Annotated in this window: 1 protein-coding gene; it reads left to right on the top strand. The window is 33.8% G+C overall.

Annotation, left to right across the window (positions count from 1 at the left end):
- A partial coding sequence (locus tag V7149_RS12790; protein WP_335346014.1) for a hypothetical protein occupies positions 1-830 on the top strand: 830 nt, incomplete at its 5' end.
- Positions 831-931: the final 101 nt, after the last annotated feature.

Below are 931 nucleotides of genomic sequence, written 5' to 3'. Positions count from 1 at the left end.
AATATAATCAGGAAGGAAAACTCACTTCGTTTTCTGTACATGGTCAATTTCCTTCTGAAGAAATAGTTAAAGAAGAAACTTTTAAGCTTTCCCTTGGAAAGGTGGAACATTTGGGGAAGGAACAATTGAAATTGATTGAATTTCCTTCCTATGAAAAGGAAAAAATATTTTCTGTTTATATGGTCGAAGAGATTTATGTTACGAATGATGGAACGTCTACGATTCCATTTGAAATAATAGCGGATGTAAGGTCGTTTTTGAAAATAGGTAAAACTATTTCTTGGAATAAACCAATTAATGAACCATTTATAAGAAAAGAGATTAGTTGGATTGAAGATGTCACGGTTGATCAAGCATTTTCATGCGAGCCAAGTCCTTTTTCATTCCCAATCACAAAGGTAGAACAAGAGAAATGTGAGATGGCAGTAGAGGAGTTATTAAGACGGGAATATCCGAAAGATACTGGAAAATGGATGCTTAAAACTCTACATCGTGACAAAGGATATATTCATGCAATATTGAGGGCTAACCACCAGGATAATCTTGTCTTTCAAAGAAAGTTGATGATTATGATTGATGCGAGAAGCCTTCAAGCAGCAAATTACATGGATAACAAACCAATGTTGGAGAGTTATGATCAATTTCAAGCGCCTGATAAAGTAACGATCACGAAAGATGAAGCATTTGAAAAAATCAAGGAATTGTTTGAGCTCAAACCTTATTATGTATATGACTTTAAGCAAAAACAATATGTTTTATGCGGAAAAATTGATTGTCATCATGGAGTAAATGCAGGAAGCGGTGAAGTTATTTCATTAGATGACTTATAGTTTTATTAGTTGAGGAGGACATTAAATCCGCTATTTTTATTAAATGACTATAATTTAGGGGCTTACCGGACACTGAGTACGTTATTTACGAAAAAACACAG

It is taken from the genome of Bacillus sp. JJ1503, assembly GCF_036965125.1.
Classification (GTDB): Bacteria; Bacillota; Bacilli; order Bacillales; family Cytobacillaceae; genus Cytobacillus.
Note: the sequence above shows the minus strand (reverse complement) of the source record. Positions and strands in the feature narration are given on the sequence as shown.